We start from the raw sequence: 23,220 nt of genomic DNA on the forward strand, positions 1-23,220 counted from the left end.
CGTCAGTTCTGTCTCCGGAACGGCTCGGCCAACTGGCCGAGGTAGTCGTCCGGGTAGTCGGGCTTGGCCGCCATTCCGAGATCGTCACTGCTGAAGCGCTTTTCCGGATCGAAAGAATAAGTGCGGAGCAGGTGATCCCAGATCAGAGTGAACAAACCGAAATTGACGTCACCGATTCCCGCCCACTTCAGGTGATGGAATCGGTGGCCGGCGTTGAGGGCGAGTATCGGACGCAGGGGGCCGATGCGGTAGTCGGCATTCGAATGCTGAAGCAGGAGTTGGACAGCGACACAAACCGCGAGCGCCGAGGCAACTGGAACGGGCATCCCGAGGAGGATTAGTGGCAGGACGCCACCGGCGGTTTCGAAAGTCTGATGCACGGGGTGCTTCATCAGTCCGTTCATACCGTAGAACCGTTCGAGGCTGTGATGAACCGCGTGGAAACGCCACAACCATCCAACCTTGTGGCTGATCAAATGCACCACGGTGATGCCGAAATCGGCAACCAACACTGCGAAGACGACCTGAAGGACAAACGGAAGACCGCTCGGCCACAGCCCGTCGAACGGAATCACCGCGGCCATCAACGGGATTACCGCGACGCTGACCAAGATGAGGGATTCGTTGACAAACGCATGGACAGCGTCGCGAAACCTGTCCGGTCCCGGGGCATTCCACGAAGATTCGTAGGGAAGCGCCCGTTCGGCCGCGAAAGAGCAGACCACTGCGAAGAGAATCAATGCCACCAGTGACCATTTCGGCGCACCGGATGCCGCCAGCGCGATTGCGGCTCCGTTGATTCCCAAGAGCATGAACGGGACGTACCCGTATCTGACGATGAGGGTGAGCATGTATTCGATGGTGCACGGCGCGGGTGGTCCTCGACTTGTACGAATCGGTCGACTTTCAGTCAGCCGAACAAGCGGTGTCGCGTTACTTCGTCAGCACGGTGGCGAGTGCAGCGCTCAGATACGGAGTGATGTTCTCGACGACCCGTGTCACGATCGCAGTGGCGACGTCAGCCGGTTGCAGTGGCACCGACGGTGTCTGCGGCAGCGCCGGGGGAGCAGGCGGAGCGGGCTCGGACATCATCGGCGTGTAGGTGTTGTGCTTCGTGAAGTAGCCGAAGACCGAATCCACGAACACCTCGGGCGCATCACGCGGCTTGGGCATGTTGCAGATGCCGTCACCCTCGATGCAGACTTCCTGCACTGCGATGTCTCCGAATCCGCCGCGTGCTCCGGACATCGTCGCTCCCGGAACGACATTGGGCACTACGGTTTCGATGCCCCCGGCCGAGTTGCGAGGGTCGGCGTAGAGGACGCCTTCGACTTGCGATTGGGGAATGGATCCGTCACGTGCGATGTCACCGAGAACGTCGCCGGCAATCCGTGCTCCCTGTGAGTATCCGGTGACGACGATCTCGCTGCCCGGGCACTGAGCGTGGAAAGCGTTGACTTCGGTGCGAAGCGTCTGGGCGCCGGCGGCAACGCTCTGGTCGTACGTCTGTTCGCCGAGCGGCCAGAAGCTGGCGGGGTAGGTCACCGGCTTGGAGGCGTAACCCTGGGCGACGTAGCGGTCGGTGACGGGTTGCGTCGTTTGTCCCGTCGGATCCCACGTTCCGCCGACCGCGAATACCGCACCGGCCGGGCACGACCCACCGTCATTCGGGTCCGCTCCGGCAGGTACCGACATCACAAGAGTCACCCCCGCTGTGACTGCAACCGTGCATGCCACTGACATCGCGTATTTCCTCATCGGGCCTGTCCCCATCTATCTACGTTCTCGTTCACTGGCGAGACAACCCGCGGTCCGACGCGTTTCGTTCGGTACTGAAGAGAATGGTGATGGGGCGATAAGTCCTGGAGGTAATCCGTGCGTAAACAGGAAGTTGCCGACCGGCGCTGTTTACTACCAGCGTGTGTGGGGCGTCACGGCGTCGGTACCTGCGGCGGGTGATCCGGCTCGAGGAGGGTTCCGATCTCCTTCCCCATCGACACGGCGTTGTTGAGGTCCGCGTTGGTTGTCGGCCCGAGTGTGGCGTAGACGACGATCGTCGTCTTCGAATCGGGGTAGTAGAGCGCGAGACCGTTGTAACCGCCGTACGACGGGTTCATCACCAGCCAGCCGTCGAGGTGCCCGGTCCCGAAGGAAAAGAACTTGTCCGCCGTCATACTTCCCAAGCCCGCAGTCGTCGGCGCCATCTGCTGCTCGAAAGCCTTGTCGGAGAGTAACTCTCCCGTTCCCAGCGCGCGCACCCACTTTCCGACGTCGGCGACAGGCGCGTTCATGTTTCCGCTGTGCAGGAACGCCGTCGGATTCCAGAAAGTGGAGTCTTCGAATACTCCACGTTCATTGGTGTAACCGTGCAGGATCGGTTCGTCCATCTGCGACGTGAGTACAACGCTGCTGTGATCCATCCCGAGTGGATCGAAGACGCGCTGCTGAAGTAGTTCGCCCAGCGGTTTTCCAGTCGCTTTCTCCATGACGTCGCCGAGCAGCGTCAGGTCGCTGTGCGCGTACGCCCAACTGGTGCCGGGTTCGAACAACGGCGGGCGGGAGTTGGCAAGATCCAGGATCTCTCGAGAAGTCCAGCCCTTCATCGGGTTGTCCGTGAAGAGTTTGAGGAACTGTGGATCGGTCACGTAGTCGGAGATGCCCGACGTGCTGTTGGCCAGCATTCGCGGAGTGATGGTGTCTGCGCGTGGAAAGTTCGGTTCCCACTTCGCGATCGGATTATCGAGGGGAAGCGTTCCCTCTTCGTCGAGTTGCAGCAGGACTGTCGAGAGCATCGGTTCCATCGGTTGGCCGACGCGCAACTGCATGTCGGTTGTCGCCGGAACTCCGACAGGGGACTCTCCGACGGCGCCGAGAGCAACTTCGTCGTCGCCTCGCCACACCCCGAACACAGCGGCACTGAGGCCCAAGTCGGCCACTTGGCGGCGGACGATGTCCGTGATCTCGGTGGATTCTCGACTGCTCGAGGTGCTGGGAGAGGCGCTGCCCGTGTTTGTTGCGGAGTCATCGTCGGAACTGCACGCAGCGGTTGCAATGGCAACGGTCAAGGCGATCGACAGAGCAGACAGCCGCACCCGAGCGCGGTGGTGGGAGGAAGTCATGCCTGCGATCCCTTCGATGTGGAAATCGAGCAACCGACGCCGAGCAATGTCCCAATTGGCCGAATTTACCGCAGTTGGAAGGAGGAGGGGTCAGATCGACCGTATAGGCGCAACTGCTGTTCCAGTGCAGTCCTCATTCGGGTGCCGCGTCCGGTTCCTCTCGCAGGTCCTGCGCTTGCTGAAGCTCGGCGTTGATGCGACGGGCTTCGGTGAGTTGGTCTTCGAGGATGATGATGCGGCAAGCCGCGTCGAGCGCCGTGCCGTTGGCTACGAGTTCATGCGCGCGGGCTGCGATGCGCAGCTGGTAGCGGGAGTAGCGGCGATGTCCGCCCTCAGAGCGTTGTGGGGTAAGCAGTTTCGCGGCATCGAGGCTACGAAGGAAAGCTTGCCTGACACCGAGGATCTCGGCCGCATGTCCCATGCTGTACGCAGGATAGTTCTCGTCGTCGAATCTGCCGGAGGGGTCCCCCGGTGGTGTATCTGCCGGAATGGCTCGCTTCTTTCGCTGAACGGACGGGGCCCCCGGCGCGAGGAGCGCCGGGGGCCGGATGGGGTTGAACTTACTTACATAACTGCATTCTTTCGAACTTCCGGACTCGCACAAGACATCCGGTAGCCGCTTTGAAGGGGGGTGCCGGGTCCGACTACACACTCACACACGAATTCGGCCCCGGCACGTCCCTGCCCTGCGGTACTGCTTGCGGGTAGTTCATCTCTCCCGCATCTCTTGACTCGTTCCTTGCTACGAGAAAAAAGATACAACAGCCTCGCGAGAATGTCTACCCTGACCGCTGTAGATATTTTGTTGCGAACATTCTAGGTGTCGATATTCAGGAACAGCCTGGTCGCCGGGGGTGAGAGCGCTCAATGTGAGTCATAGGAGATGGATCTGGGACAATGCTCCGATGCGAAATACCCCGAAGTCCGAGTCGTTGTTGCGCGCCCGCGCGGAGAGGGAAGAGCGCACCGGCTCCTCCGAGCATCCAGCTGGTGGCGCGCCGAACCCCGGAGAGGACTCGTCGTCGTCCGAGCCGGGGGCACGCAGCGACAGCGCCACGATTCGGTCGGCTCGGTCCGAGCTCTCAACTCACGCCAGGGCAGTGGAAAGTATGCACGAGGCGATCCATCCTGATCGCGATTGAGGCAGCTGCCTCGTCGGGATGCGGGGGGACTCCTTCATCCCGCTCACTGCAACGCGCGACGGCCGCCGCACTCCCGAAAGTAAGGGGAGTGGCGACGACCGTCGAGTTGTCAGAGTGTGCGCTCAGTACTTGAACCTCAAGGCAGCAACTGGTCCAGGAAGGTGTTGCTGAAGACCTTGTGCGGATCCAACGCGTTGAATGCGGCGTTGGCGGTGTCCCAGTTGTCGCTCGATGGGACGCCGTCGCGGTAGGTCTGGGGGAGGCCCTGGGTGATGATCGGGGTGTCGGTGTACGGCTTGTCGGGGCCGAACGCCCAGCCCTTGGACCACTCGGGGCGGAAGGTGGCGTCGTTGTTGTTGTAGTGATTACGCATCCACTGTTCCATTTCGCGGTAGAACGCGAACATGCCGGGGGTTCCGGGGACGCCGAGGACGTTGAGCCAGATGGCGGTGTCCCATTCCGGATGGTCGGGGCGCGGGCGCATGGCCGAGATGGTGGGGGCGCCTGCCGAGTCGACCTCGACATCCGACGGTTGATCGAGGCCGCAGCAACGGATTTCGACGGGGCCGTTGAGGGGGAACTGTCCGATAGAGCGGTAGTACTCCATGCGGCCGTTGAACCACTGGGTGAAGTCGTGGATGACCTGGCCGATGTTGGCGCGCGAGGTGATGACGGCTCCGCCGCCCTCGGTCAGGCGCAGGGTGGTGGCCCGGATGTAGAACTGGACGTCCTTGGACCATCCCCACAGGTCGTTGGAGAACGTCGCGGCGAGTCCGGCAACGGTGGTGGCGTACATGATCTGCCCGAATGCCGGTGCGATGCCCGGGTTTCCGGAGTTGATCTGGCCGATCATGTCGGTGACCGGCTCCGGGAGGTTGTCGGAGAAGATGTAGTTGTACGGTCCGGTCACCTCACGCGAGAACGGCGGCTTGGTGGGTGCAAGTGACCACACCTTCATCCACGGGCGTTCGGTGAAGGGGTACCAGATTGCTTCTGCGCGACCGTTTTCGCGGACGAACTTCTCGAAGGTGCGTCCGGGCGCTCCGCGGGCGCCGAAGAGTTCCTGCCAACCGATGTCGGTGTGGCTGACGCAGCGCATGCGGTAGTTGGGGGCGGCCTGCAAGGTGACGGAGGTGAGGAAGGTGCGTCCGAGGTGAGTCAGCAGCGGCTTGATCGCCGCGTCGCTACGTGCATACGTCTTCAGTGCGTACTCGCTGCCGTTCCAGACCACTGCGGTCAGGGACGTGACGAGGTTGGAGAGTGAGCCGAAAGTCTGTCCGGGAACGTGTGCTTCGCCTTCGGCGGGAAGAGCTGCGCCGTGAGCGTCGACGGCGAGGCAGCCGGCAATGGTCAACACACCCGGCGCCGGCAGGTTCGCGAACCCGAGGCCCTGTGCCTGCAGTGCGGTGGTGATGGCGTCGAGGGTCGCGCCGGGTCCTGCGGTGACGGTGGCTGGGCTGCCACCGGCGTTGACGGAGACGCCGGTGAGGTGGACCGTGGTGTCGGCGAGGATGACCTTGTCGACCGGCGCACCGTTGACGATGGTCAGCGGCGTCCAGCCGTGCATGGCACCGCGGGGACGAATGGTGTAGCCGTTGGCATGGCCCCAGTTCGCGAGGCGGACTACGTCTTCGGGCGTCTTGGGCGAACAGGTCCAGATCGCGTCGAGCATGATCTCTTTGGACCAGTTCTGATATGCCTGCTGGTACAGCGCGATGCCTTCGGGGAAGGCAGGCGGCGGCGTGAGGGTGGAGACAGGACCACCCGCGGAGCCGGAGGAGCCGGCGGGGACGGCATAGGCCGGCGTCCAGCCGGCGAATGCGGTCGCTGCCACGGCGCCGGCTCCAGCGGCCATGAAACCTCGTCGGGACAGTCGGAACTTTTCGTCTTGTGCCGTCATCTTCGGGCTACTCCATCGGGTTCGAGAACTACGGTGAGTTCTAACAGGTGGGTATCAGACAGGTTGGTATCAGACAAGAGTGAGAACTACGTCAGCCAGGGCAGGAGCTTCGCGCTCCAGTACGGAAGCTGAGATCAGGAGTCGCCCATTGTCTTTCCAGATCTGGATACTCAAGTTCTCGCCGGGAAATACGACCCCGGCAAAGCGGGCCCGAAATCCGGCTACCCGACTGCTGTCGCCGTCGAGCATGGTATCCACTGCGGTCTTGCAGACCATTCCGTAAGTACACAGTCCATGCAGGATAGGCGCTGGAAAGCCTGCCGCGGAGGCGAATTGCGGATCCGAGTGCAACGGATTCCGATCACCACACATCCGGTACAGCAAAGCCTGCTGTGGAAGCACAGGCGTCACCACTGTCTCATCTGCTTCGCGATCCGGAAGCGTAATCGACTCCGACGGACCACGTTCACCCTCGAAACCACCCTCGCCGCGGGCGAAAATGGACGAGCGAGCTGTCCACAGCGGGTTGCCCTCGGCGTCAACCGTGACGGATTCCTGCACGATCACCGCGGCCTTGCCCTTGTCCCAGATCTCGGCGATTCGAGTTGTGGTGCGGCCACTTCCACTTGCCGGGATCGGCTGATGGACAGTCACTTCCTGGCTTCCGTGCACCACCTTCGCCAGATCGATTTCGACGCCGGGGAACGACACCTTCGGCGCTTCGGTGGCGTGGAAGTTGGCGGCGACGGTGGCAAAGGTGGGTAGTACCTGAGGCTTTTCGTCGTCGAGGTACCGAAGCTCGTTCGGATCAAGCGGACGAGCGCCTGCCCCCAGTGCCAAGTGGTAGTGCTGCACGTCCGACGGGGTCCACGAGAACTCTTGTGGCGCAAGCTCGGCGCCGAGTGCGATCTTCGGATCAATTGGCATGGTCGACCGCCGTCTTTTCAGCTGCAGGTGCTTCGGTTGTCTCGGCCTTCTTCGCACGCTCGACGATGTCGAGTACGGCCAGGTAGCCGAAAGTCATTGCGGGACCGATGGTCGCGCCTGGTCCGGCGTAGGTGTGGCCCATGACCGGAGCGCTCGCGTTGCCAGCCGCGTAGAGGCCGTCGATGACGCTTCCGTCTTCGCGTAATGCTCGGCCGTTGACGTCGGTGCAGATTCCGCCCTTGGTGCCGAGGTCACCCGGAACCATCTTGATGGCGTAGAACGGAGCCTTGCTGATTTCGGCGAGGCTGGGGTTCTTCAGTCGGGGATCGCCGTAGTACGCGTCGTAACCACTGTCACCGCGTCCGAAGTCCTCGTCCTTGCCGTTGCGTGCGAAGCCGTTGAACCGGTCGACGGTTTCGGTCAGCGATGCGACGGGAAGCCCTGTCTTCTCGGCCAATTCGGCGATGGTTCCCGCCTTGACCACGATGCCGGCCTTGAGCCAGCGGCCGGGGAAGGGGGAGCGGGGAGTGATACCGGCAAACGTGTAACGGTTGCGGTAGCGCTGATCGAGAATCATCCACGTCGGGATGTTCTCGCCGGGGCCCTCGCCCTGACCGTACTCACCGCCGTACATCGCATGGGTCGCCTCGACGTACGGAGCCGCCTCGTTGCCGAAGCGCTTGCCCGACATGTTGACCATCATGCAGCCCGGGAGGGTGCGCTCGGAGAGAGCGAACCACGGTCCGCCGGTCAGCGGAATGGACGGGCCCCACCAGGCGTCGTCCATGAAATCGACTGCAGCGCCCACTTCTTGGCCTGCGCGGATACCGTCGCCGGTGTTTGCCTTCGCGCCGACGGTCCATTCGGTGCCGATCGGTGCGCGCTGGTACTTCTCACGCATTTCCTTGTTGTGCTCGAATCCGCCGGATCCCAACACGACTCCGTGGCGAGCGCGGATGACCTGCTCCTCGCCGTCGACGATGACGTTGACGCCGCGAACTGCGCCGTCTTCGGTGTACAGGGAGGTCAGCGGGGTGTTCAGCAGGATGGGTACTCCGGCGGACTGAAGTCCGAGTCGAATACCGGCGACCAGTGCCTGGCCGCGAACCAGCAGATCCTTCTTGGTGGCCTTCGCTGCGAGGAATCGCATGCCGACCTTCATGGCGCGCAGGGGTCCGCGAGGATTGCGCATCAGCAGGTTGAGCCACTTGTAGTCGGCCTGGGTGATGACGAAGTTCTTGGGGGCCTTGACGTAGTCGGGCTCGAGGTTCTTGCGGTCGGCGCCCAACTTGTTGCCGTCGAACGGGGTGGGCTCGACACTGCGGCCACCGAGGCGTCCGCCGGGTGCTTCCGGGTAGTAGTCGGAGTAGCCGGGAACCCACTGCAGCTCGAGCGGGCTGTTCTTCAACACGAACGAGAGCATCTCGGGACCGCGCTCGAGATAGGTGTCGATGCGTTCGGGAGCGACAACGTCGCCGATGATGCTGTGCAGGTAGGAACGTGCGGCCTCCGGTGTATCGGTGACACCGTCCGCTTGAAGTGCCTCGTTGTTGGGGATCCAGACCCCACCACCGGAACGGGCGGTCGATCCGCCGTAGTGGGCGGCTTTCTCCACGATGACCACACTCAAGCCCTGGTGGGCTGCGGTCAAGGCCGCTGTCATACCTGCGGCACCACTGCCGACGACGACGATGTCGTATTCCTGCTTGCTCATGTAGAACACGTTATAGAATGATGGGGGTGTCAGTCCATGCTTTCTGCCAGGAAGTATTTCCGGACGTTGTCATTGATAACGAAACACGTTGCAGTGAGATTGAGGATGGTGCGGTGTGACCTGGGATACTTCGGTTGACGTCCTTGTGGTCGGGTTCGGTGTGGCGGGCGCCAGTGCGGCGCTCGAAGCTGTAGCGGCCGGTTCGTCGGTTTTGGCAATCGACCGAGCACTCGGTGGTGGTGCCAGCACGATTTCCGGAGGAATCTACTACGCCGGCGGCGGCACCGTGATTCAAAAGGAAGCCGGTGTCGAGGACAGTCCCGAAGCCATGCTCGCCTACCTGAACCGCGAGGTCGGTGACGCGGTGACGCCGCAGACTCTGCGCCGGTTCGTCGACGAGAGCCCGGCGTCGATCGACTGGCTGCGCAGTCACGGCGTGCCGTTCGAGGCCTCACTCTGTCCGTACAAGACGTCGTACCCGAGCAACAAGCACTACCTCTACTTCTCGGGTAGCGAATCGGCCGGCGGGTTCCGTGACATCGCAAAACCTGCTCCGCGTGGTCATCGCGCCAAGGGGCGTGGCACGTCGGGAAAGATGCTGTACGGCCCGCTCGCGAAGTCCGCGGAGGCGAAGGGCGTCCAGTTGCTCGGCCAGACGCGAGCGGACCGGCTGATCATCGAGGACGGCCGGGTGATCGGCGTCGAAGCACTGACGCTGCGTGACGCACCCGCCGGAGTTCGTCGCCGTCACGCGACGCTCGGGTCCTTGTCCTCCAAGCCCGGCGTCTACGCACCGCAGTTGCGCACGATTCTCGACGCACTGATCGCGAAGATCGAGAAGAAGCACGCCAAGCGGATTCGTATCCAGGCACGCGGCGGCGTGATCCTCAGCGCCGGCGGCTTCGTGTCCAATCGCGAGATGATGCGTACCCATGCTCCCGCCTACAAGGGCGGTATCCCGCTCGGCACCTCCGGGGACGATGGCAAAGGCATCAACCTCGGTGTCGAAGCCGGGGGAGCCACCGACAAGCTCGGCAATGTGTCCGCCTGGCGATTCATCGTCCCGCCGAGTGCTTTTCTCGGTTCCATTTTGGTGGGTGAATCCGGTGCGCGAATCGTCGACGAGTCCCGTTACGGTGCCGCTCTCGGTCAGGCGATGGCGGAGAAGAGCAGCGGAATCGGTTGGCTGCTGGCAGATTCCGAACTCGTTCGCGAAGCGAAATCGCAGATAGGTGACCAGTCGATGTGGTTCCAGCGGGTGCAGACCACCGGAATGATGCGTACTGCAGTGCGTGGCAACACCATTGCCGAGGTCGCCCGCAAAGCGGGGATAGACGTCGCCGGCCTTCAAGCCACCGTCGACGCGCACAACTCCGCTGCCGCTGCCGGACAACCTGATCCGATGGGTAAACCGTCGGACTTCGTCAGGCCGATACTGTCTGCGCCGTTCACGATGTACGACGTCTCGATCAAGCCCAACATGATGAATCCGTGCCCGATGCTCACGCTCGGTGGATTGGTGGTCGACGAATCGTCCGGCATGGTGAAAAACGAGGCCGGGGAGGGTATCCCTGGTCTGTACGCCGCCGGCCGTACCGCGGTCGGTATCTGTTCCAACTCGTATGTGAGCGGCTTGTCGCTCGCCGACTGCGTATTCTCCGGACGACGAGCCGGTCAGCACGCAGCCGCATTCTCCACAGTCGGAAAGGCCTGAACGATGCTCTCGACGCAGATCCGCGGCGAACTTGCCGACCATCTTGATTCGGCGGAACGGGATCGCGCTCCGATCAGCCCGCTGATCGCCACGTATCCGGACATCGACGTCGTCGACGCCTACGAGATCCAGCTCATCAACATCCGGCGTCGTGTTGCCGGTGGCGCAAAGGTGGTCGGACACAAGGTCGGACTCTCGTCACTGGCGATGCAGCAGATGATGGGCGTAGACGAGCCAGATTACGGTCACCTGCTCGCCGAGATGGAAGAGTTCGAGAACCGTCCGGTCGACACGTCGCGCTTCTGCTTCCCGCGCGTCGAGGTGGAGGTCGCCTTCATTCTGGGAGCAGATCTGCCGGGCGCCGGGTGCACCGAACAAGACGTCATCGACGCTACTGTCGCCTATGCGCCGTCCATCGAGTTGATCGACAGCCGGATCAAGGACTGGAAGATCGGCCTCTCGGACACCATCGCGGACAACGCGTCCTCCGCCGGGTTCATCCTCGGCAAGGAACGAGTTCGCCCGTCGGACATCGACATCAAGGCCATCGACGCGGTGCTGACCTGCAACGGGGAGCGGATTGCGGAGGGGCGCAGCGATGCGGTTCTCGGTAACCCGGTCACCGCTGTCGCGTGGTTGGCGCAGAAGGTCGACACGTTCGGAGTTCGGCTCAAGGCCGGCGACATCGTTCTGCCGGGTTCGTGCACGCGAGCGATCGACGCTCATCCAGGCGACAACTTCCGAGCCGAGTTCAGCGGCCTCGGTTCCGTCTCTCTTCAGTTCACGTAGGAGTAGTCATGACCAAGGCAAGTGTGGCGATCGTCGGATCGGGAAACATCAGTACCGATCTGTTGTACAAACTGCAGCGTTCCGAGTGGCTCGAACCGCGATGGATGATCGGAATCGATCCCGAGAGTGAAGGATTGGCGCGCGCCCGCAAGATGGGACTCGAGACCTCCGCCGAGGGCGTCGACTGGTTGCTCAGCCAGGCGGAGAAACCGGACCTGGTCTTCGAGGCGACGTCGGCATACGTGCACCGCGAGGCAGCACCACGCTACGAGGCCGCCGGTATCCGTGCCGTCGACCTGACTCCGGCCGCGGTCGGCCCGGCTGTGGTTCCGCCCGCGAACCTGCGTGAGCACCTGGACGCGCCCAACGTCAACATGATCACTTGCGGTGGGCAGGCAACCATTCCGATCGTCTACGCGGTGTCGCGTGTCGTCGACGTGGCGTACGCCGAGATCGTCGCCTCCGTTGCATCATTGTCCGCCGGCCCGGGAACTCGCGCGAACATCGATGAGTTCACCAAGACCACCAGCCGCGGTATCGAGACCATCGGCGGCGCACAGCGCGGCAAGGCGATCATCATCCTCAACCCCGCGGACCCCCCGATGATCATGCGCGACACAATCTTCTGCGCTATCCCCGAAGACGCCGATCAGGCCGCGATCACCGACTCCATTCACCGCGTCGTCAAGGACATCCAGCAGTACGTGCCCGGCTACCGGTTGCTCAACGAACCGCAGTTCGACGAACCGAGCGTCGTTTCCGGTGGCTATGCAACGGTCACCACGTTCGTCGAGGTCGAAGGCGCAGGCGATTTCCTGCCGCCGTACGCGGGCAACCTCGACATCATGACGGCAGCAGCCACCAAGGTGGGCGAGGAAATCGCCCAGAAGCTTCTGAGTGTGAAGGCATGAGCGACATGATTCATTTCGATTCGAGCTGGGACATCCGCGTCACCGACACGTCGCTGCGCGACGGCTCCCACCACAAGCGTCATCAGTTCACCGTCGACGAAGTACGAGCCATCGTCGGTGCCCTCGACGGAGCCGGAGTGCCGGTCATCGAGGTCACTCACGGCGACGGCCTCGGCGGGTCCTCCTTCAATTACGGCTTCTCGAAGACTCCCGAGCAGGAACTGATCAAAGCTGCAGTCGAGACGGCGACCAACGCGAAGATCGCCTTCCTGATGCTGCCCGGACTGGGCATCAAGGACGACATCGTCATCGCACAGGACAACGGTGCGTCCATCTGCCGCATCGCAACTCACTGCACCGAGGCAGACGTATCCATCCAGCACTTCGGCCTCGCGCGTGAGCGTGGACTCGAAACAGTCGGATTCCTCATGATGGCTCACTCGATTCCGCCGGAGAAGCTGGCCAAGCAGGCTCGCATCATGGCCGACGCGGGTTGCCAGTGTGTGTACGTGGTCGACTCCGCCGGCGCACTTGTGCTCGAGCAGGTATCCGATCGCGTCGAGGCGCTGGTTCAGGAACTCGGCAACGACGCTCAGGTCGGCTTCCACGGACATGAGAACCTGGGCCTGGGCGTCGCCAATTCCATTGCGGCAGTTCGTGCGGGAGCCAAGCAGATCGACGGTAGTACCCGTCGGTTCGGTGCCGGCGCCGGCAACGCCCCGGTCGAGGCGTTTGTCGGTGTCTGCGACAAGATCGGAGTCAAGACCGGTATCGACTTCTTCGCGATCGCCGATGCAGCCGAAGACGTTGTGCGCCCGGCAATGCCGCAGGAGTGCCTGCTCGATCGTCAGGCACTGATGATGGGCTACGCCGGCGTGTACTCGAGCTTCCTCAAGCATGCCGAGCGTCAGGCCGAGCGGTACGGAGTGTCGTCCGCGGAACTGTTGGTGCGCGCAGGTAAGCGCAAGTTGGTCGGCGGACAGGAAGATCAGTTGATCGACATTGCGCTGGAACTCCAGCGCGAAGCAGCGGCTTCCTAGCCCATGGCAGACGTGCTGGCCGGAAAAGTGGCCTTGGTGACCGGCGCGTCCTCAGGGTTGGGGCGCGCCGTCACCGAGATTCTCCACCGCAGGGGCGCGGAGGTTTTCGGTATCGCCCGCGAAAAGGAAAAGCTGCGACAGTCGATGGTCGAGGTGGTCGGCGCGGATGGAGAGCGTCGTTTCGCGGCGACGGACGTCTCGGATTCCGCTCAGTGTGATGCGGCCGTGCAAGCGTGTGTCGACGAACTCGGTGGTATCGACATCCTCGTCAACGTGGCGGGATCGCACTCGCTTCGTCATACGGCGGATATTGCGGATTCCGAATGGGCACATGACCTTGCGGTCAATCTGAACGGACCGTTCTTCCTTTCCCGAGCAGCACTGCCGCACTTGCTGGAACGGGGCGGCAACATCGTCAACGTCTCCTCGATCGCGGGGCTGGAAGGGCAGGCGTACTCGGCTGGATACTGTGCTGCCAAGCACGGACTCATCGGACTGACCCGAGCGATGGCGATGGAGTTCACCGGAAAGTCTCTGCGTGTCAACGCAATCTGCCCCGGCGGCATGATGACTCCTCAAGTTACCGGATTCACCTTCCCCGACGGAGTCGACTTCGACCTCGTCATGAAGGTTGCCTCGCCACGTGGCTTGATGGAAGCCGAGGACGTTGCGAAGATGGTGGCTTTCGTTGCCTCCGACGACGCCGCGGCGATACACGGGGCCGTCTACTCGGTGGACAACGGAAAAATGGCATGACCCCGTTGGTCTCGGGACCGATCTTCCAGATCTGCTGGGTGGTCGAGGAGATCGAGGCCGCCGAACAGGAGTTCACTCGGCAGTGGGGAGTGGAGCGATGGCTACGTATGCCAGACATCGCCTTTGGTCCCGAGAGCACAACGTATCGAGGTGAGCCCGCGGACTATGTCGTTCACGTGTCGATCGGATATGCGGGCAGCCAACAGCTCGAGTTGATCCAACCAGTGTCCGGACGCAACCTGTACACGGAGTTCCTGGAGACTCACGGCGTCGGAGTTCATCACATGGCTTGGGTTCCAGGCGATTACGAGGCGACGTTGCTCGAGGCCGAACGTCGCGGAATGTCGGTGGTGCAACAAGGTCGGGTAGAGGGCGCCGGCATGGACTTCTCCTACCTCGATGCCGGGCCGTTGGGTGGATACGTCGAGTTGATGAAGCTCTCGCCCGAGATTCGGTTGATGTTCGCTTCGCTCATTCCTGATTGACGGCAAACACTTTCGTGAAGTAATCGGAAACGTTCTCCGGGTGACCACGGAATCCGAGGTAGCCGTCGGGGCGAATGACCAGCGCCGCCGTACCTTCGACCCCATACGCGGCGCACAGTTGCGAGGCGTTGTCCTCGATGATCGGCACCAGCGAGTCGACGGTCACGGTTCCCGGTGGCACTATCGCGTAGACGTCCAGCAAGCCGTGCGCTGATCGAATTGCGGCGTCGGCGACCTTCTCCAAGCTGTTGATGCTCTCCGCGGATCCGTCCGAAGTCAGCAGTAACGTGTGGTCGACTCCTGACAGCAAGTCGAACAACCGAATTGGATACTGCACACCGTCTCGGCGCATTCCGCGTGCATCGGGTGCACGCTCGCCCGGTTGAACGTGTGGACTCGAAGAATTACGCCCGGTGTTCAGCGGACTCTCCGAGTAGTCGATCAACAATTGAGCCTGGCGCCGCATTGCCGTGTCGATGGAAGACTCTCCCGAACCGATTCCTTCTCGAGCATTTCGGACGGTCATCCCGACGACTTCTTCACCGACCGGCCGTCTTTCGGCATCGTAGGTCTCGAGAAGATCTGCTGTTGCAACGCCTTTGACGGCGAGCGCTATCTTCCACGCAAGATTGTGGGCGTCCTGGATCCCGGTGTTCATGCCCTGCGCGCCAGTCGGGGGATGGATGTGCGCGGCGTCGCCGGCGACAAAAACCCGTCCGCGACCGTAAGCGTCGACGATGCGGTGGCTGATGCGGAAGACCGAGGACCATCGCAGCATCGAGGCGGTTGTCGGTTCTGGGGACAGTCTGTCGAGCACGGCCTGGATGTGATGGAGTTCCGGTTTCTTGCCGGTTGAAAAACCGTGTTGTACAGCGGCTTTGTTCGACGATTCGCCCGGCATCAACTCGTCCGGAACGAGCATCGACATGCGGTACCGCTTGTGTCCGGGAAGTGGGATGCAGACGAGTAGGTCGTCGGTGGTTCCGTCGTCGGTGGTGTGGTTGGCGCGGACGGAGTAGCCGCTGGGGATCGACCAGTCGACTTCGACGTCACCGAGCATGTAGCTTTCCGCAAACGCGCCGCCCTCGAAGCTCAGGCCAAGCCCTTTGCGGACCACGCTGTGAGCGCCGTCGGAACCCACCAGATACTGGACGTTCACGGTGCTGCCGTCGCTGAGGGTGCAGGTGACGGCGTCGTCGGATTGTTCGAATGCAGTGAGGCCGACTCCGCGTTCGACGGTTGTTCCCAACTCGGTGAGGCGCTCGGTGAGGATGCGCTCCGTCGAGTACTGAGGCAGGCAGAGAAACCAGTAAGGAACGTCCTCGGGGAGGGTGAGGTCGACGCGGCCGACCTCGACGCCGTTCGTGTACATGATCTGACCGCGCATCAATGTCGAGGCGTCGAGTGCCTGGCGGAGCACCCCCATGTTCTCGAAGAGTTCGAGAGTGCGTGGCTGAATCCCGACGGCTTTCGCGTATTGCCGCGGTTCGTCGAGGGGGTCGACTATTCGACAGGAGATACCGCGTCTGCGCAGCTCGATCGCGGTGGTCAAGCCGATCGGGCCGGCGCCCGCTACCAATACGTCGGTATCCATGAGGACCCACTCACGTCGGGGACAGTCGGTCATTTCAGTATGGGTAAGCGAACTTTCGTTTTGGGGAAATTCGCGCAAATCGGACATCGAGAGGTTGTGTCTCGCGCCGACTGTCCGTCCGCGCACCGACTGTTTTGCGCTATTGCTCGTCTTCGAAGCCGAGCGCGATTCTCCTGCACAGAAGCGTGAGCTCGACCTCGTCGACGCGTGGCGCGTCGTCCCATGAATCGACGTCGTTCCAACTCACTGAACTCGGAGCGCCGAAAGGCCTGACGAAAACGTGCTGATGAAAGTGGGGGACGCTTAGCCCAGCGATCGCGGAGAACACGAATTCCGGAGTCAATTCCGAGTCGAGGGCACGTGAGACGCACCAGACCGCGTGTGCGATGGCGAGTGCTTCAGGTTCGGATAGTGAAGGCAACCCGGACACGTGTCGACGGGTCTCGACGAACACATATCCAGGAACCGAACGTCCGTGTGGTGGAGGGGGCCGATGGGAGACAACGACGAAGTCGTCCTCGAATATTCGAGGGCTGACGAGCGGGCCTGTTCCTCGGTGTTTGGCGCATATTGCGCACGTTGACGTCCCCATTCCACTTTTGTAGCGAGGGTGGCGCGGTGGCGGAAGATTTGCGATCAGCCCGAACGGAGGGTTCATCTAGATGTACAAATTGACATGTTTGTAAAAGTTTTACCTTGAAAATCGTTGACAAAACGCCATCATTTGTCCACTCTCTATACATAGATGTTGTTCGTGTCGCGGATTACCGCGCAGGACGCACTCACTGATCCGAACGAGAACTGGAGAATTCGATGGCGGCGTTGGTGTACACCGAGCCAGATGGTCGGCTCGCAACTTGGAGAGACCGGAAACGCTACTTGTGGCTGTTGGCGCTGATTCCGTCATCGGCAACTTTCATCGCCGTGGGGCTTGTTACCGCCACCGGATGGAATGTCTTCTGGTGGACCGGCCCACTGATCGCGTTTGCTCTCATTCCCGTCATCGACATCCTGGCGGGTGAGGACGGGAAGAATCCGCCCGACGAGGTGATCGACGAACTCGAGAACGACCGCTTCTACCGGTGGTGCACCTACGCCTATCTGCCGCTGCAGTACACGGCCTTCTTCCTGTCCTGCTACATCTGGGCGCGTTGGGATTTGAGCGTTCTCTCCAATATCGGACTCGCAGTGACGATCGGTGTGACGGCCGGAATCGGCATCAACACAGCCCATGAACTCGGGCACAAGAAGGAGAGCGTCGAGCGCTGGTTGTCCAAAATCGTTCTCGCACAGAGTGCTTACGGTCACTTCTACCTCGAGCACAACCGTGGCCACCATGTGCGAGTGTCGACTCCGGAAGATCCGGCGACCTCGCGCTTCGGTGAGACCCTCTACGGTTTCTGGCCGCGCAGCGTCGGCGGGGGATTGAAGTCGGCGTGGCATCTCGAGAAGACCCGCTTCGAGCGTTTGGGCACCACGCACTGGAGCATCAAGAACGACGTGCTCAACGCCTGGCTCATGTCGGTTGTTCTGTTCGGTGTCGCGCTTGCAGTGTTCGGGATCGGCATCGCGCCGTACCTCGTGATCCAGGCGTTCATCGGGTTTTCGCTGCTCGAAGCGATCAACTACCTCGAGCACTACGGACTCCTACGTCAGAAAACCGCAAGCGGACGGTACGAGCGATGCACGCCGGCACACAGCTGGAACAGTGATCGCATCTGCACCAACGTCTTTCTCTATCACCTGCAGCGGCACAGCGATCACCATGCGAATCCGACACGTCGTTACCAGGCGCTTCGCAGTATGGAAGAGGCCCCTCAGCTCCCGAGCGGCTACGCCAGCATGATCATGCTCGCCACCGTTCCACCCCTGTGGCGCAAGGTGATGGACCACCGCGTCCTCGAGCACTACCGAGGTGACATCACCCAGGTCAACATCGCGCCGAAGAAGCGCGCCAAGATCCTCGCGTCCTACGGGGTGAATGCATGAACTCCTACATCTGCCCGATCTGCGACTACACGTACACCGAATCGACAGGCGCTGCGCGAGAGGGCTTTCCGCCAGGTACGCCGTGGTCGAGTATCCCGGACGACTGGTGCTGCCCCGACTGCGGCGTCCGCGAGAAGGTCGACTTCACGCTCGTCGCGCAATCCTGATCGAACTATTCACAGGCGAAAGGAAAACCGATGTCCGAGACTGCCACTGCTTACAAATTGTTCCGCTGCCTCCAGTGCGGGTTCGAGTACGACGAAGCGATCGGCTGGCCCGACGACGGTATCGAGCCGGGTACTCGCTGGGACGAGATTCCCGAAGACTGGTCTTGCCCTGATTGTGGTGCTGCCAAAGTCGATTTCGAAATGGTGGAGGTGGACCGCTGATGACAGCGGTCCGCGAGTCCGACACACGCACCGTGGTGATCGTGGGCACGGGCATCGCCGGTGCCGGTGCGGCGCAGGCCCTGCGCAAGGAAGGGTTCGGCGGCAGCATCATCCTGATCGGCAGCGAACCTGAGGAGCCGTACCGCCGCCCAGCGCTGTCGAAGGAGCTACTGTCCGGGAAAGCGTCGATCGATCGGGCTCGGTTGCGGCCGTCGACTTTCTGGACCGAGCAGAGTATCGATCTTCGGATCGGCGCAACTGTCACGAGTATCGACACAGATTCCCGCACAGTACTTTTAGCCGACGGTGACAGCATCGACTACGACGTTCTGATTCTTGCCACGGGTGGACGGTCCCGACGGTTGGAGAACGAAGATTCCGAGCGCGTTCACTATCTTCGGGATATCGCAGACATGCGACGCTTGCAATCCCAGCTGATCGAAGGATCCTCGCTACTGGTGGTCGGCGGTGGCTTGATCGGATCGGAGGTGGCGTCAACGGCACGCGACTTGGGTTGCAGTGTGCAGGTTCTCGAAGCGCAACCGGTGCCCCTGTCCAGGCTGCTTCCACCGTCGATAGCGGAGAAGATCGCCGCGCTGCACGCCTCGGCGGACGTCGCCTTGCAGACGGGAGTCGACCTCGAGACGCTCACGACGGGTGCCGACGGCGTCACCGCACGTGCGCGTGACGGACGCGAGTGGACAGCGGAGTTGGCCGTCGTCGCAATCGGATCCTTGCCCGATACCGATGTGGCTGCTGCTGCGGGTATTGCGGTGGACAACGGGATTTCGGTAGACGGATACCTCAGGACGTCTGTCGATAATGTGTACGCGATCGGCGATGTGGCCAACGTGCCCAACGGTTTTCTCGGCGGCATGCACCGTGGTGAGCACTGGAACACTGCGCAGGACCACGCAGTTGCAGTTGCCAAGACCATCGTCGGGAAGGAAGAACCCTTCGAATCCGTCCCTTGGAGTTGGTCGAACCAATTCGGCCGCAACATTCAAGTAGCTGGTTGGCCAGGCGCGGACGACACCGTAATAGTTCGAGGAGACTTGGACTCCTATGACTTCACTGCGATCTGCATGCGCGACGGAAATATCGTCGGTGCTGTGAGCGTGGGCCGGCCGAAGGACATTCGTGCCGTGCGAACCCTTATCGAACGCTCCCCGGACATCAGCGCCGACGTACTCGCCGATACAAACAGGGATCTGACCGAACTTGCGGCGGGTCTTGTCGCCTCACCGGTGCTCTGAGTGCACTCGTGACTTCTGTGGCTTGCGTGTCCACCGTTTTGACACCGAGCACGGGCGATGGAAATCTTCCCGATATGTCCACCGCTCGTGCCCGTGTCCCGTACCACGAGGCAGCTCGTCAACTCCTCCGTGCGTCAGCGCTCGACGCCACACGCGAACTCTTGACCGAGAAATCGTGGAACGACATCACGATGGCGCATATCGCGGAAGCTGCGGGCATGAGCCGGCAGACGTTGTACAAGGAGTTCACGTCCCGCCAGGGATTGGCGTCCGGATACCTCATCCGTTTCGTTGACGAGTTCCTCGAAGAGGTGGAACGCGAAGTAACGCTCCATCATTCGGATCCGCGGGGCGCGGTCTCGGCAGCCTTCCGTGCCTTCTTCGACGCCGGTGCCCGGGATCCGATGGTGGTCAGCATTGTCGGTCCCCGGCCGCAGCACGACCTGCTGAGCTTGGTCACCACTGACGGGACTCCGCTGCTCGAACATGCGAGCGCGAGGTTGGCCGAGATCTTCATGACCAGTTGGGCGAACGTCGACCGCATCCATGCCGAGATGTTCGGCAGCACGATAGTGCGTCTGGCGATCAGTCACGTGACGTTGTCTTTCGGTACCCCCGATCAGATCGCCGAGAACCTGGGGGAGATGTTCGGGCCGTTCCTCGATCAGGTCATCGGTTCGGGCACAGTCGAACCGAACTGAGCCGACAGGATCGATACGGTTTCCGGGCTAGGACGGAAGTTCGATCGAGCGTGATCGCCGTAGTTCTTTGGTGGGAAATATCGTCGTTATGTGTGAATCCGCGTCTCACTTCTCGGTAGCGTGCCGGGCGTAGATCGAGGTGCGATCCGCAGGGGGTGGCTCTCGTGAATTTCCGTCAACGGTGGAGGAATTCGAAGATGAAGAGCCGCAACAAATCTCGAGTGATGTCGACAGTCGCGCTAGTTGCAACATTTGTCATGGCCGGTGCAGGTGTGGCAATTGCCGACGAATCATCGTCAGGGTCTTCCGGCAGCGGATCGCTCGGTTCCTCCGGTGCGGCAGCGGTTGATCCGTTGACCTTCGACGGTTGGGGCACGTGCCCGATCGAGGATCTCGAGGTGACGACGTGCGCCAGCGTCGTAGTTCGCGGAGGGACCATGAAATTGGGCGCACTTTCGGTGCCGATCCCGGACGGAAGCCTCAAGGTTGCGGGCGGAGTGAAATACGCGACCCAGCCGGACAACAGTTTCATCGAGACGTTCGTCGCCAAGCAGGACGGGTCCAACGGGGTCTATTCCAATCCGATTTCGGTACCCGGAGGTGCTCTCGGGATCGATACTCCGCTGGGACTGACTCAGATCAGCGCGACGGTGGAATCGGTGGGAGTCCCGGATCTGAAGGTTCTCGAGCAGGAACTCACCATGCCTGTTCGATTGAAGCTGTCTAATCCCTTGCTCGGTGACGATTGCTACATCGGTTCGGTTTCGAATCCGATCAACCTTCACCTGACCACAACCGGAAACCCTCCGTCGGAACCTATCGGTGAGTTCCCCGGTGCAGTGTTCCCGGCAGTCCCACATTCGGATGCGGTGTTTGCGGCGCCGGGAGCCAGCGGGTGTGGACCGCTGGGTGCGCTCAACTGGGCCGTGAATCTACGCGGGGGAGTGCCGGCGGCCAGCGGAAAGAACTCTCTCACCACGTCGAGCGACGTCTACGCGGTGGCTGCACGAAAGGTACGACCGCCTGCCTGACGGACACGCGGGCGCTGGAACGTAAAACGAGGGCCGACCCGTGGGTCGGCCCTCGTTCTACACAATCAGGTCAGCTGACCTCGGGATCACGCACCGTGATGGTGCCGTCCCTAACCGCGTCGGCGATGCTGTCGTGCAGTTTCGGGCATCCGTCTTTCAATGCCGACGACTGCCCGGAAGCAATTGCCTCTTTGAAGGTGTGGCAACGCAGCGCCGGGTCGGAAGTCCACTGAACGCTGGTGTGTTTGTACGTGTTCTTGCGAACCAGTACGCACGCGCCGCATGCCTTGCAGTCGACTTCCTGCAGACCCGAGTCGAGGTATTCGTGCTTGTCCTCGATCGTCTGGGCCGCGATCGCCTCGAGCCGTTCCGTTTGCCCGGCAAAGTCCGGTGCCTTGGCCCAACGAGCCCACCGTGCGTCGGTTCCGATCGAGGCGCTCACGACTAGACCTCTGCTTCCTTCTTTGCCGCTTCTGCTGCAGCTTCCTTCTCGGCCTTCTGGCGTGCGAGGTTTTCCTCGACCTCGGCGTGCCAGGCTTCGTTTGCCTTGGTGGTGTCCACCTCGAACTCGAAGCGCTGCGTCATCTTCTCGGTGACGTCGGCCTTGTCCACGTAGAACTGCTCGTACCAGCGTCGTAGCTGGTAGACGGGGCCGTCTTCTTCGCAGAGAAGGGGATTCTCGATCTTGGTCTTGTTCTTCCAGATCGCGACGTCCTGCAGGAATCCCTCGCTGATGCCCTCGGTGAACTTGCCGGCCAACTTGTCGGCCATCTCGTCGGAGACACCCGTCGGCTTCTTCACCGTCACGCCCCACTGCAGCACGAACGAGTCCGGGCTGATCGGGTAGTGGCAGTTGATCAGAACACTCTCGACCTCGTATCCGCTGTAGCTGTTCCACAGGGGATTGACCATGTACGACGGTCCGTAATACGCAGCTTCGGAGCGAAGCAGCGTGTCGCCGCCGTACTGGGAGGCCATTCCGATGTCGGGACGGCCCGTGGTGTTGAGGTACTGAGTGGCGATCTCACCTTCGAAGACGTTCTTGAAGTACGTCGGGAAGGCGTAGTGGATGTAGTAGAAGTGCGCCATGTCGACCACGTTGTCGATGATCTCGCGGCAGTTGGACCCCTCGATGACCATGGAGTTCCAGGTCCAGTCGGTCCATTCGTCGCTGTACGCGCCCTCGATACGAGGAATCACGATCTCTTCGGGCGGCGGATTGCCCTCGGGGTCGTTCCAGACGAAGAGCTGACCGTTCTGCTCGAGGGTCGTCCACGCGCGGGTGCGTGCGAGCGGAGGCACGCGGCGGGCATAAGGAATGCCGGTGCACTTGCCGTTGCCGCCCCAGCGCCAGTCGTGGAAGGGGCAGGCGATGGAATCGCCCTTGACCTCGCCTTGTGTGAGGTCACCACCCATATGACGGCAGTATCCGTCGAGAACTTTGATGTCGCCCTTGCTGTCGGCGAACACCACGAGCTTCGTACCGAAAGCCTCGATCGCGTGCGGTTTGCCGTCCTTGAAGGTCTTCAGTAGACCCAGGCAGTGCCAACCGCGGGCGAAACGAGTTTGCACCGTTCCGACGTCGATCTCGCGAATCTGCGCCATTGTGACCTCACATCCCTTCTAGCTGTTAGTAGAACACGTTATAGAACTCGATCCGGTTCCGCCAGATTTTGGGGGCACTTGTTACAGCATTGCGGCCACAAACGGGACCTTTGTCAGCGTCTCGACAGAAAAGAGAACGTGTTCTAGTCTCAAGTGTA

24 protein-coding genes are annotated in these 23,220 nt (G+C 61.7%); 13 read left to right on the forward strand and 11 right to left on the reverse strand.

Annotated features, from left to right (window positions below):
* Positions 1-2: 2 nt before the first annotated feature.
* The 4 genes from ACBG85_RS04025 to ACBG85_RS04040 form a co-directional block, all read right to left on the reverse strand.
* Positions 3-851: a sterol desaturase family protein gene (locus ACBG85_RS04025; protein ID WP_372026275.1), complete on the reverse strand. Its 849-nt coding sequence runs from the start codon at positions 849-851 to the stop codon at positions 3-5.
* 82 nt (positions 852-933) lie between these two features.
* Positions 934-1,743, reverse strand: a complete 810-nt coding sequence (locus ACBG85_RS04030; protein WP_003945630.1) for a PE-PPE domain-containing protein — start codon at positions 1,741-1,743, stop codon at positions 934-936.
* Positions 1,744-1,931: 188 nt separating this feature from the next.
* On the reverse strand, positions 1,932-3,119 hold the full coding sequence (locus tag ACBG85_RS04035; RefSeq protein ID WP_372026277.1) for a serine hydrolase domain-containing protein: 1,188 nt from the start codon (positions 3,117-3,119) through the stop codon (positions 1,932-1,934).
* A gap of 133 nt (positions 3,120-3,252) precedes the next feature.
* On the reverse strand, positions 3,253-3,540 hold the full coding sequence (locus tag ACBG85_RS04040; RefSeq protein WP_003945791.1) for a MerR family transcriptional regulator: 288 nt from the start codon (positions 3,538-3,540) through the stop codon (positions 3,253-3,255).
* Positions 3,541-4,024: 484 nt separating this feature from the next.
* On the opposite strand from ACBG85_RS04040, the gene ACBG85_RS04045 reads away from it, so the two are divergent.
* On the forward strand, positions 4,025-4,261 hold the full coding sequence (locus ACBG85_RS04045; protein ID WP_007734072.1) for a hypothetical protein: 237 nt from the start codon (positions 4,025-4,027) through the stop codon (positions 4,259-4,261).
* Between the two features lie 136 nt (positions 4,262-4,397).
* Here ACBG85_RS04045 and ACBG85_RS04050 read toward each other — a convergent pair whose 3' ends face one another.
* From ACBG85_RS04050 to kstD, 3 genes are all read right to left on the reverse strand, one after another.
* Positions 4,398-6,161 (reverse strand): cholesterol oxidase substrate-binding domain-containing protein, encoded by a 1,764-nt coding sequence (locus ACBG85_RS04050; protein ID WP_372026279.1) that lies wholly within the window; start codon positions 6,159-6,161, stop codon positions 4,398-4,400.
* A 69-nt stretch (positions 6,162-6,230) separates the two neighbouring features.
* Positions 6,231-7,088 carry a MaoC/PaaZ C-terminal domain-containing protein gene (locus tag ACBG85_RS04055; protein ID WP_064075140.1) on the reverse strand — a complete coding sequence of 286 codons (858 nt, stop codon included), beginning with the start codon at positions 7,086-7,088 and terminating at the stop codon, positions 6,231-6,233.
* Positions 7,078-8,802, reverse strand: coding sequence for a 3-oxosteroid 1-dehydrogenase (kstD, locus tag ACBG85_RS04060; protein WP_007734077.1), 1,725 nt, complete (start codon positions 8,800-8,802; stop codon positions 7,078-7,080). Before kstD ends, ACBG85_RS04055 begins: the two co-directional genes overlap by 11 nt.
* 115 nt (positions 8,803-8,917) lie before the next feature.
* Between kstD and ACBG85_RS04065 the strand changes: the two genes are divergently transcribed.
* From ACBG85_RS04065 to ACBG85_RS04090, 6 genes are read left to right on the forward strand one after another with little or no spacing between them, the layout of a single operon-like run.
* On the forward strand, positions 8,918-10,516 hold the full coding sequence (locus tag ACBG85_RS04065; protein WP_064075141.1) for an FAD-binding protein: 1,599 nt from the start codon (positions 8,918-8,920) through the stop codon (positions 10,514-10,516).
* A 3-nt stretch (positions 10,517-10,519) separates the two neighbouring features.
* On the forward strand, positions 10,520-11,305 hold the full coding sequence (locus ACBG85_RS04070) for a 2-keto-4-pentenoate hydratase (RefSeq protein ID WP_042449395.1): 786 nt from the start codon (positions 10,520-10,522) through the stop codon (positions 11,303-11,305).
* 8 nt (positions 11,306-11,313) lie between these two features.
* A complete protein-coding gene (locus ACBG85_RS04075) occupies positions 11,314-12,216 on the forward strand; it encodes an acetaldehyde dehydrogenase (acetylating) (protein WP_054826815.1) in 903 nt (300 codons plus the stop codon).
* Positions 12,213-13,256 carry a 4-hydroxy-2-oxovalerate aldolase gene (gene dmpG, locus ACBG85_RS04080; RefSeq protein ID WP_007734084.1) on the forward strand — a complete coding sequence of 348 codons (1,044 nt, stop codon included), beginning with the start codon at positions 12,213-12,215 and terminating at the stop codon, positions 13,254-13,256. Before ACBG85_RS04075 ends, dmpG begins: the two co-directional genes overlap by 4 nt.
* 3 nt (positions 13,257-13,259) lie before the next feature.
* Positions 13,260-14,012, forward strand: a complete 753-nt coding sequence (locus ACBG85_RS04085) for an SDR family NAD(P)-dependent oxidoreductase (protein WP_064075142.1) — start codon at positions 13,260-13,262, stop codon at positions 14,010-14,012.
* Positions 14,009-14,497, forward strand: coding sequence for a VOC family protein (locus ACBG85_RS04090; RefSeq protein WP_064075143.1), 489 nt, complete (start codon positions 14,009-14,011; stop codon positions 14,495-14,497). The genes ACBG85_RS04085 and ACBG85_RS04090 overlap by 4 nt, the downstream gene beginning before the upstream one ends.
* On the opposite strand, the gene ACBG85_RS04095 is transcribed toward ACBG85_RS04090, so the two are convergent.
* Positions 14,484-16,091 carry an FAD-dependent monooxygenase gene (locus ACBG85_RS04095; RefSeq protein ID WP_372026284.1) on the reverse strand — a complete coding sequence of 536 codons (1,608 nt, stop codon included), beginning with the start codon at positions 16,089-16,091 and terminating at the stop codon, positions 14,484-14,486. The two genes, ACBG85_RS04090 and ACBG85_RS04095, sit on opposite strands and share 14 nt — an antisense overlap.
* A 139-nt stretch (positions 16,092-16,230) precedes the next feature.
* Entirely contained in the window at positions 16,231-16,545 is a 315-nt protein-coding gene (locus ACBG85_RS04100; RefSeq protein WP_202975892.1) for an HIT family protein, read from the reverse strand.
* 359 nt (positions 16,546-16,904) lie between these two features.
* On the opposite strand from ACBG85_RS04100, the gene ACBG85_RS04105 reads away from it, so the two are divergent.
* The 6 genes from ACBG85_RS04105 (at position 16,905) to ACBG85_RS04130 (ending at position 21,457) form a co-directional block, all read left to right on the forward strand.
* Positions 16,905-18,080, forward strand: a complete 1,176-nt coding sequence (locus ACBG85_RS04105) for an alkane 1-monooxygenase (protein ID WP_042449407.1) — start codon at positions 16,905-16,907, stop codon at positions 18,078-18,080.
* Positions 18,077-18,247: a rubredoxin gene (locus ACBG85_RS04110; protein ID WP_073512034.1), complete on the forward strand. Its 171-nt coding sequence runs from the start codon at positions 18,077-18,079 to the stop codon at positions 18,245-18,247. The genes ACBG85_RS04105 and ACBG85_RS04110 overlap by 4 nt, the downstream gene beginning before the upstream one ends.
* A 30-nt stretch (positions 18,248-18,277) precedes the next feature.
* Entirely contained in the window at positions 18,278-18,469 is a 192-nt protein-coding gene (locus ACBG85_RS04115) for a rubredoxin (RefSeq protein ID WP_007734094.1), read from the forward strand.
* The gene (locus tag ACBG85_RS04120; protein ID WP_073512033.1) at positions 18,469-19,725 is read left to right on the forward strand and encodes an NAD(P)/FAD-dependent oxidoreductase; all 1,257 of its coding nucleotides are present in this window, start codon (positions 18,469-18,471) and stop codon (positions 19,723-19,725) included. The genes ACBG85_RS04115 and ACBG85_RS04120 overlap by 1 nt, the downstream gene beginning before the upstream one ends.
* Positions 19,726-19,799: 74 nt before the next feature.
* Complete coding sequence (locus tag ACBG85_RS04125; protein WP_007734097.1) at positions 19,800-20,426, forward strand: TetR/AcrR family transcriptional regulator; 627 nt, start codon at positions 19,800-19,802, stop codon at positions 20,424-20,426.
* A gap of 197 nt (positions 20,427-20,623) precedes the next feature.
* Complete coding sequence (locus tag ACBG85_RS04130) at positions 20,624-21,457, forward strand: hypothetical protein (protein WP_003945441.1); 834 nt, start codon at positions 20,624-20,626, stop codon at positions 21,455-21,457.
* Between the two features lie 70 nt (positions 21,458-21,527).
* On the opposite strand, the gene ACBG85_RS04135 is transcribed toward ACBG85_RS04130, so the two are convergent.
* Both ACBG85_RS04135 and ACBG85_RS04140 read right to left on the reverse strand, forming a co-directional pair.
* Positions 21,528-21,899, reverse strand: coding sequence for a hypothetical protein (locus ACBG85_RS04135; protein WP_003945499.1), 372 nt, complete (start codon positions 21,897-21,899; stop codon positions 21,528-21,530).
* 2 nt (positions 21,900-21,901) lie between these two features.
* Complete coding sequence (locus ACBG85_RS04140) at positions 21,902-23,062, reverse strand: Rieske 2Fe-2S domain-containing protein (RefSeq protein ID WP_003945847.1); 1,161 nt, start codon at positions 23,060-23,062, stop codon at positions 21,902-21,904.
* Between the last annotated feature and the right edge of the window lie 158 nt (positions 23,063-23,220).

Source organism: Rhodococcus sp. NyZ502, assembly GCF_041464245.1.
In the GTDB taxonomy this organism is placed as follows: Bacteria; Actinomycetota; Actinomycetes; order Mycobacteriales; family Mycobacteriaceae; genus Rhodococcus_F; species Rhodococcus_F qingshengii.

Excerpts from the sequence above, each read along its gene's own strand:
- dmpG (WP_007734084.1), top strand. The coding sequence starts at position 12,213 with ATGAGCGACATGATTCATTTCGATTCGAGCTGGGACATCCGCGTCACC.
- ACBG85_RS04110 (WP_073512034.1), top strand. The coding sequence starts at position 18,077 with ATGAACTCCTACATCTGCCCGATCTGCGACTACACGTACACCGAATCG.
- ACBG85_RS04130 (WP_003945441.1), top strand. The coding sequence starts at position 20,624 with ATGAAGAGCCGCAACAAATCTCGAGTGATGTCGACAGTCGCGCTAGTT.
- ACBG85_RS04035 (WP_372026277.1), bottom strand. The coding sequence starts at position 3,119 with ATGACTTCCTCCCACCACCGCGCTCGGGTGCGGCTGTCTGCTCTGTCG.
- ACBG85_RS04030 (WP_003945630.1), bottom strand. The coding sequence starts at position 1,743 with ATGTCAGTGGCATGCACGGTTGCAGTCACAGCGGGGGTGACTCTTGTG.
- ACBG85_RS04095 (WP_372026284.1), bottom strand. The coding sequence starts at position 16,091 with ATGGATACCGACGTATTGGTAGCGGGCGCCGGCCCGATCGGCTTGACC.
- ACBG85_RS04105 (WP_042449407.1), top strand. The coding sequence starts at position 16,905 with ATGGCGGCGTTGGTGTACACCGAGCCAGATGGTCGGCTCGCAACTTGG.
- ACBG85_RS04085 (WP_064075142.1), top strand. The coding sequence starts at position 13,260 with ATGGCAGACGTGCTGGCCGGAAAAGTGGCCTTGGTGACCGGCGCGTCC.
- ACBG85_RS04070 (WP_042449395.1), top strand. The coding sequence starts at position 10,520 with ATGCTCTCGACGCAGATCCGCGGCGAACTTGCCGACCATCTTGATTCG.
- ACBG85_RS04050 (WP_372026279.1), bottom strand. The coding sequence starts at position 6,161 with ATGACGGCACAAGACGAAAAGTTCCGACTGTCCCGACGAGGTTTCATG.
- ACBG85_RS04115 (WP_007734094.1), top strand. The coding sequence starts at position 18,278 with ATGTCCGAGACTGCCACTGCTTACAAATTGTTCCGCTGCCTCCAGTGC.
- ACBG85_RS04120 (WP_073512033.1), top strand. The coding sequence starts at position 18,469 with ATGACAGCGGTCCGCGAGTCCGACACACGCACCGTGGTGATCGTGGGC.
- ACBG85_RS04045 (WP_007734072.1), top strand. The coding sequence starts at position 4,025 with ATGCGAAATACCCCGAAGTCCGAGTCGTTGTTGCGCGCCCGCGCGGAG.
- ACBG85_RS04075 (WP_054826815.1), top strand. The coding sequence starts at position 11,314 with ATGACCAAGGCAAGTGTGGCGATCGTCGGATCGGGAAACATCAGTACC.
- ACBG85_RS04125 (WP_007734097.1), top strand. The coding sequence starts at position 19,800 with ATGTCCACCGCTCGTGCCCGTGTCCCGTACCACGAGGCAGCTCGTCAA.
- ACBG85_RS04055 (WP_064075140.1), bottom strand. The coding sequence starts at position 7,088 with ATGCCAATTGATCCGAAGATCGCACTCGGCGCCGAGCTTGCGCCACAA.
- ACBG85_RS04140 (WP_003945847.1), bottom strand. The coding sequence starts at position 23,062 with ATGGCGCAGATTCGCGAGATCGACGTCGGAACGGTGCAAACTCGTTTC.
- ACBG85_RS04025 (WP_372026275.1), bottom strand. The coding sequence starts at position 851 with ATGCTCACCCTCATCGTCAGATACGGGTACGTCCCGTTCATGCTCTTG.
- ACBG85_RS04040 (WP_003945791.1), bottom strand. The coding sequence starts at position 3,540 with ATGGGACATGCGGCCGAGATCCTCGGTGTCAGGCAAGCTTTCCTTCGT.
- ACBG85_RS04090 (WP_064075143.1), top strand. The coding sequence starts at position 14,009 with ATGACCCCGTTGGTCTCGGGACCGATCTTCCAGATCTGCTGGGTGGTC.
- kstD (WP_007734077.1), bottom strand. The coding sequence starts at position 8,802 with ATGAGCAAGCAGGAATACGACATCGTCGTCGTCGGCAGTGGTGCCGCA.